Origin of the sequence: Endozoicomonas acroporae, from assembly GCF_002864045.1 — a bacterium.
In the GTDB taxonomy this organism is placed as follows: Bacteria; Pseudomonadota; Gammaproteobacteria; order Pseudomonadales; family Endozoicomonadaceae; genus Endozoicomonas; species Endozoicomonas acroporae.
Genome location: NZ_PJPV01000237.1, coordinates 1 through 8,020 on the forward strand (window position 1 = coordinate 1; position 8,020 = coordinate 8,020).

Genomic DNA, 8,020 nt, shown 5'->3' on the forward strand with positions numbered 1-8,020 from the left:
CTACAAACTGGTGGACAACGGGCAGGAGCAGACACCGGAGCTCAACGAGGCCGTGGCCGCGCTGTTGCCCCACGTGAACGCACAGAAAGACCAGTTTATTCCTCAGCATATCGCCAACCTGCTGTGGGCCACGGCAAAACTGGTGGACAACGGGCAGGAGCGGACACCAGAGCTCAACGAGGCCGTGGCCGCGCTTCTGCCCTACGTGAACGCACAGAAAGACCAATTTAATGCCCAGGGGATCACCAACCTGCTTTGGGCCATGGCGAAACTGGTGGACAACGGGCAGGAGCAAACACCAGTACTCAAAGAGGCTGTGGCCGCGCTGTTGCCCCAGGTAAACGCACAGAAAGCTCACTTTAAACCACAGGCTATCACCAACCTGCTGTGGGCCATGGCGAAACTGGTGGACGACGGGCAGGTGCAAACAACAGAGTTCCAAGAGACCGTGGTCGCGCTGTTACCCTACGTGAACGCACAGAAAGCCAATTTTAACCCACAGGAAATCGCCAACCTGCTGTGGGCCATGGCGAAACTGGTGGATAACGGGCAGGAGCGGACACCAGGGCTCAAAAAGACCGTGGCCGCGCTGTTGCCCCATGTGAACGCACAGAAAGCTCACCTTAAACCACAGGAAATCGCCAACCTGCTGTGGGCCATGGCGAAACTGGTGGATAACGGGCAGGAGCGGACACCAGGGCTCAAAAAGACCGTGGCCGCGCTGTTGCCCCAAGTGAACGCACAGAAAGCTCACCTTAAACCACAGGAAATCGCCAACCTGCTGTGGGCCATGGCGAAACTGGTAGACAACGGGCAGGAGCGGACACCAGATCTCAACGAGGTCGTGGCTGCGCTGTTGCCTCACGTGAACGCACAGAAAGCTAATTTTAAACCACAGGAAATCGCCAACCTGCTGTGGGCCATGGCGAAACTGGTGGACAACGGGCAGGAGCGGACACCAGATCTCAACGAGGTCGTGGCTGCGCTGTTGCCTCACGTGAACGCACAGAAAGCTAACTTTAAACCACAGGAAATCGCCAACCTGCTGTGGGCCATGGCGAAACTGGTGGACAACGGGCAGGACAGGACACCAGAACTCAAAGAGACTCTGGTCGCGTTGTTGCCCCACGTGATTACACAGAAAGCTAACTTTAAACCACAGGAAATCGCCAACCTGCTGTGGGCCATGGCGAAACTGGTGGACAGCAGGCAGGAGTGGTCACCAGCGCCCAAAGGGGCTGTGGACGCACTGTTGCCCCACGTGTACGCACAAAAAGCTAACTTTAAGCCACAGGAAATCGCCAATCTGCTGTGGGCCATGGCGAAACTGGTGGATAACGGGCAGGAGCAGACACCAGGGCTCAACGAGGCTGTGGTCGCGCTGTTGCCCCTCGTGAACGCACAGAAAAACCAATTTAATGCCCAAGGTATTGCCAACCTGCTGTGGGCCACGGCCAAACTGGGTGAACTCATTGAGCTGCACCTGGCTACCTGTACGTTCGAATCGCTTGTCTATCGAATCAGTAAGAACCTGCATTTTTCTCAGAAAGAGATATCGATGTCTCTCTGGGCAGTAATGGTATGCTGTGCCAGGTTGTTTCTAGACTGCAATGCCAATAAAAATAACGTGTTTGAAAAGCACATGGATGACCTGTTCATTCGCCTGGAAAATACATCGCCAGATAATAAAGAGGATCAATCCATCATGTTCATGGCCGCAAGTTGGCTTGGCAGAGCCTGTCCGGTCGTCCGCCATTACCAGACAACCATTTCAAAAACCCAAGTCGACTTCCGTGATCAACTCAAATCATCTATTCCATCTTTGAAGATCGAAGAGGAAAAGAGTCTGAACTCATTATCTCCGGTTGACCTGCTTCTGCCAGATCACAACATTGTGATTGAAGTTCAGGGCCCCTCTCATTACGTGGGTGGTGATTTCAAAACCAGGAATGGTTCGACTCTGCTTAAAATCGCACTGTTGCAAAAAGCAGGATTTGAGGTCATTGAAATCCCGGTTAACCAGCTTTGGAACAAAGATTTAATGAAACTATATATTGATCAAATAAAGATCAGGGTAAGCATCCCGCCACAGGGGCATGGCTCTGTATCACTTAAAAAAAGAGGGTGGGCAGGTGCTGCAGACGTTACTGCCGAAGAACATTTAGCAGAGCAAACCAACCCAGCAAAGAGGAAGAAAACAAACAGCCAGTAATCGCCTTCCTCCCATCATGACTCAAGTAAACTTTTCCGCAAAATGAACTTCTGAACAGAACAGCAGTCTGCTTTTTATATTTTCATGAATTAATGAAATATAATTATGGATAGAAGTTCTGCTGGTATCAGTGGTCAATACACAAGATCAGATAATGATTACAACCAACCGGATGATCATGCCCCTTCTTCAGGGCGTGCTTCAGGGCGTGGACGATATAGACATGCCACAGTCAGACAATGGGATAATCCCCTCCGCATTGCACCGGGCCGCAATGAATTTTACCATTCTTCTGGCACACGCTTTTCTCAACATCTACAGCGCCGTTCAGTAAACTCTGCTCAAGATTTTAATGCCCTCATCAAACAGGAAATAATGGATGATCTGGTGAGTAAATCGGATCGTTTCGGTCATCGCTATAATGGGAGAAATCACGGGCAATATGCCAGTTCAATTAAAAAATACACGTCAGCTGCTCAAAGACCGTTAAATCGAGGTGAACAAAGCCAGCTGATGCGTTTGCTGCAAAATTTCACGGCAACGCGGAGCTGGAATTGGCGAAGCCTGACGACAACACTGCACTCATTTACTTCAGCGGGTGTTTTTACCCCTCATAAACCCATGGATGAGCATGTTAAGCTCACTCAAGCTGCCTTATTGTCAACGCTACTTGATGCAATAATATTCAAGTGCAACCAAAAACCTGAAGCCAGTGATATTGGTGCTCAGGAAATCGCTAACCTGCTTTGGGCCATGACGAAACTGGTGGACAACAGGCAGGAACTGGCACCAGAGATCAACAAGGCTGTGGCTGCGCTGTTGCCCCATGTGAACGTGCAGAAAGACAAATTTAATGCCCGTGATATCGCCAACCTGCTGTGGGCCATGGCGAAACTGGTGGACAACGGCCAGGAGCGGACGCCAGAGCTCAACGAGGCCATGGTCTCGCTGTTGCACCACGTGAACGCACAGAAAGACCAATTTATTCCTCTGCATCTCGCCAACCTGCTGTGGGCCATGGCGAAACTGGTGGACAACGGCCAGGAGCAAACACCAGGGCTAAAAGAGACCGTAGCCGCGCTGTTGCCCCTCGTGGTCGCGCAGAAAGACCAATTTAATGCCCAGGGGATCGCCAACCTGCTTTGGGCCGTGGCAAAACTGGTGGAAAACGGGCAGGACCGGACACCAGAGCTCAAAGAGGCTGTGGCCGCGCTGTTGCCCCAAGTGGCCGCACAGCAAGACCAATTTAATGCCCAGGGTATCGCCAACCTGCTGTGGGCCATGGCGAAACTGGTGGACAACGGCCAGGAGCGGACGCCAGAGCTCAACGAGGCCGTGGCCTCGCTGTTGCACCACGTGAACGCACAGAAAGACCAATTTATTCCTCAGCATCTCGCCAACCTGCTGTGGGCCATGGCGAAACTGGTGGACAACGGGCAGGAGCGGACACCAGAGTTCAACGAGGCCGTGACCGTGCTGTTGCTCCACGTGAACGCACAGAAAGCTAACTTTAAACCTCAGGAAATCACCAACCTGCTGTGGGCCATAGCGAAACTGGTGGACAAAGGGCAGGAGCGGACACCAGAGTTCAACGAGGCCTTGGCCGCGCTGTTGCCCCACGTGAACGCACAAAAAGCTAACTTTAAACCACAGGGGATCGCCAACCTGCTGTGGGCCGTGGCAAAACTGGTGGACAACGGGCAGGACCGGACACCAGAGCTCAATGAGGCCGTGGCCGCGCTGTTGCCCCACGTGAACGCACAGGAAGTCCAATTTAATGTCCAACATATCGCCAACCTGCTGTGGGCCTTGGCAAAACTGGTGGACAAAGGGCAGGAGCGGACACCAGAACTCAAAGAGGCCGTGGCCGTGCTGTTGCCCCAAGTGAATGCACAGAAAGCTAACTTTAAACCACAGGAAATCTCCAACCTGCTGTGGGCCATGGCGAAGCTGGTGATCAGCGGGCTGGAGAAAACACCAGAGCTCAAAGATGCTGTGGCCGCGCTGTTGCCCCACGTGAACGCACAGAAAGCTAACTTTAAACCACAGGAAATCTCCAACCTGCTGTGGGCCATGGCGAAGCTGGTGGACAGCGGGCTGGAGAAAACACCAGAGCTCAAAGATGCTGTGGCCGCGCTGTTGCCCCACGTGAACGCACAGAAAGCTAACTTTAAACCACAGGAAATCTCCAACCTGCTGTGGGCCATGGCGAAGCTGGTGGACAGCGGGCTGGAGAAAACACCAGAGTTCAAAGATGCTGTGGCCGCGCTGTTGCCCCACGTGAATGCACAGAAAGACCAATTTATTCCCCAGCATATCGCCAACCTGCTGTGGGCCATGGCGAAACTGATGGACAACGGGCACGAGCAGACACCAGAGTTCAACGAAGCGGTGGTTGCGCTGTTGCCCTGCGTGATCGTACAAAAAGCTAACTTTAACCCACAGGAAATCGCCAACCTGCTGTGGGCCATGGCGAAACTGGTGGATAACGGGCAGGAGCAGACACCAGGGCTCAACGAGGCTGTGGTCGCGCTGTTGCCCCTTGTGAACGCACAGAAAGACCAATTTAATGCCCAGGGTATTGCCAACCTGCTTTGGGCAACGGCCAAACTGGGTGAACTGATTGAACTGAACCTGGCTACCTCTTCGTTCGAATCACTTGTCTATCGAATCAGTGAGAACTTCCAGTTTTCTCAGGAAGAGATATCAATGTCTCTCTGGGGAGTAATGGTATGCTGTGCCAAGTTGGCTCTAGTCGCCAATGCCAATAAAAATAACGTGCTTGAAAAGCACATGGATGACCTGTTGACTCGCCTGGAAAATACATCCCCAGAAAATGCAGAGATGCAATCCATCATTGCCATGGCCGCAAGTTGGCTTGGCAGAGCCTGTCCGGTCGTCCCCAATTACCAGACAACCATTTCAAAAACCCAAGCCGACTTCCGCGATCAACTCCAATTATCTATTCCATCTCTGAAGATTGAAGAAGAAAAGAGTCTGAACTCATTACCTCCGGTTGACCTGCTTCTGCCAGATCACAACATGGTGATTGAAGTTCAGGGTCCTTCTCATTATGTGGGTGGTGATTTCAAAACCAGGAATGGTTCGACTCTACTTAAAATCGCACTGCTGCAAAAATCAGGATTTGAAGTCATTGAAATCCCGGTTAACAAGCTGTGGAACCAGGATTCAATGAAACTATTTATTGATCAAATAAAGACCAGGGTAAGCATGCCGCCACAGAGTCATGACTTTGTATCACTTAAAAGAGGGTGGGCAGGTGCTGCATACGTTACTGCCGAAGAACATTTAGAAGAGCAAACCAACCCAGCAAAGAGGAAGAAAACAAACAGCCAGTAATCGCCTTTCTCCCATCATTACTCAAGTAAACTTTTCCGCAAAATGAACTTCTGAGCAGAACAGCAGTCTGCTTTTTATATTTTCATGAATTAATGAAATATAATTATGGATAGAAGTTCTGCTGGTATCAGTGGTCAATACGCAACATCAGATAACGGTTACAACCAACCGAATGGCCATGCCCCTTCTTCAGGGCGTGGGCGATATAGACATGCCACAGTCAGACAGCAGGATAGTCACCCCCGCTCTACCCCGGGATGTAATGAATTTCACCATTCTTCTGGCACACGCCCTTCTCAATATTTAATGCACCGTTCAGTAACCTCTGCCCAAGATTTTAATGCCCTCATCAAACCAGAAATAATGGCTGGCCTGGTGAGGAAATCGGATCGTTTCGGTCATCACTATGATGGGAGAGATCACGGCCTATATGCCAGTTCAGTTAAAAAATACACGTCAGCTGCCAAAAGACCGTTAAATCGAGCGGAACAAAGCCAGCTGATGCGTCTGCTGCAAAATTTCACAGCAGCACGGAGCTGGAATTGGCGGAGCCTGACGACAACATTTCACTCATTGACGTCAGCGGGTGTTTTTACTCTTCATAAACCCATGGATGCGCGAGTTAAACTTACTCAGACTAACTTATTGTCAACGCTATTTGATTCAATAATATTTAACTGCAACCAAAAACCTCCAGCCAGGGATATTGATGCCCAGGGTGTCGCCAACCTGTTGTGGGCCATGGCGAAACTGGTGGACAACGGGCAGGAGCGGACAGCAGAGCTCAAAGAGGCCGTGGCCGTGTTGTTGCCCCATGTGAATGCACAGAAAAAACAATTTATTCCTCAGGGAATCGCCAACCTGCTATGGGCCATGGCGAAACTGGTGGACAACGGGCAGGAGCGGACGCCAGAGCTCAACGAGGCCGTGGCTTCGCTGTTGTCCCATGTGAACGCACAGAAAGACCAATTTGATACCCAGAATATTGCCAACCTGCTGTGGGCCATAGCGAAACTGGTGGACAACGGGCAGGAGCGGACGCCAGAGCTCAACGAGGCCGTGGCTTCGCTGTTGCCCCATGTGAACGTACAGAAAGACCAATTTAGTACCCAGAATATTGCCAACCTGCTGTGGGCCATAGCGAAACTGGTGGAAAACGGGCAGGAGCAGACTCCAGAGTTCAACGAGGCCTTGGCCGCGCTGTTGCCCCAAGTGAACGCACAGAAACCTGACTTTAAACCACAGGGGATCGCCAACCTGCTGTGGGCCATGGCGAAACTGGTGGACAACGGGCAGGAGCAGACTCCAGAGTTCAACGAGGCCTTGGCCGCGCTGTTGCCCCTCGTGAACGCACAGAAACCTGACTTTAAACCACAGGGGATCGCCAACCTGCTGTGGGCCATGGCGAAACTGGTGGACAACGGACAGGAGCGAACACCAGGGCTCAAAGAGACCGTAGCCGCGCTGTTGTCCCTCGTGCTCGTACAGAAAGACCAATTTAATGCCCAGGGGATCGCCAACCTGCTGTGGGCCTTGGCAAAACTGGTGGACAACGGGCAGGACCGGACACCAGATATCAACGAGGCCGTGGCCGCGCTGTTGCCCCTCTTGAAAGCACAGGAAGTGCAATTTAATGTCCAGGATATCGCCAACCTGCTGTGGGCCCTGGCGAAACTGGTGGACAACGGGCTGGAGCGGACATTAGGTCTCAACGAGGCCGTGGCCGTGCTGTTGCCCCAAGTGAACGCACAGAAAGCTAACTATAAACCACAGGCAATTACCAACCTGCTGTGGGCCATGGCGAAGCTGGTGGACAACGGGCTGGAGCAAACACCAGAGCTCAAAGAAGCTGTGGCCGCACTGTTGCCCCAAGCGAATGCACAGAAAGACCAATTTAATGCCCAGGGTATTGCCAACCTGCTGTGGGCCACGGCCAAACTGGGTGAACTCGTTGAGCTGAACGTGGCTACCTCTACGTTTGAATCGCTCGTCTATCGAATCAGTGAGAACCTTCAGTTTTCTCAGGAAGGGATATCGATGTCTCTCTGGGGAGTCATGGTATGCTGTGCCAGGTTGGCTCTAGACACCAATACCTATAAAAATAACTTACTTGAAAAGCACATGGGTGAACTGTTGACTCGCCTGGAACATACCTCGCCAGATAATGAAGATGATCAATCGGTCATGATCATGGCCGCAAGTTGGCTTGGTAGAGCCTCTCCGGTCGTCCCCCATTACCAGAAAACCATTTCAAAAACCCAGGCTGACTTCCGCGATCAACTCAAATCATCTATTCCATCTCTGCAGATTGAAGAAGAAAAGAGTCTGAACTCATTACCTCCGGTTGACCTGCTTCTGCCAGATCACAACATAGTGATCGAAGTTCAGGGACCCTTTCATTACGTGGGTGGTGATTTCAATACCAGGAACGGTTCGACTCTGCTGAAA

The 8,020-nt window shown here is 51.7% G+C and carries 3 protein-coding genes; all 3 read left to right on the plus strand.

All coding sequences use genetic code 11. The features are described 5' to 3' along the window. Positions 1-2,212, plus strand: a 2,212-nt coding sequence (locus tag CX664_RS24650) for an RAP domain-containing protein (RefSeq protein ID WP_146000329.1), incomplete at its 5' end; no start/stop codon positions are given. A 105-nt stretch (positions 2,213-2,317) separates the two neighbouring features. Further along, complete coding sequence (locus CX664_RS24655; protein ID WP_101749252.1) at positions 2,318-5,572, plus strand: DUF1601 domain-containing protein; 3,255 nt, start codon at positions 2,318-2,320, stop codon at positions 5,570-5,572. A 105-nt stretch (positions 5,573-5,677) separates the two neighbouring features. After that, positions 5,678-8,020: DUF1601 domain-containing protein (locus CX664_RS24660; protein ID WP_146000331.1), on the plus strand; the 2,343-nt coding region annotated here is incomplete at its 3' end.

Excerpts from the sequence above, each read along its gene's own strand:
- CX664_RS24655 (WP_101749252.1), top strand. The coding sequence starts at position 2,318 with ATGGATAGAAGTTCTGCTGGTATCAGTGGTCAATACACAAGATCAGAT.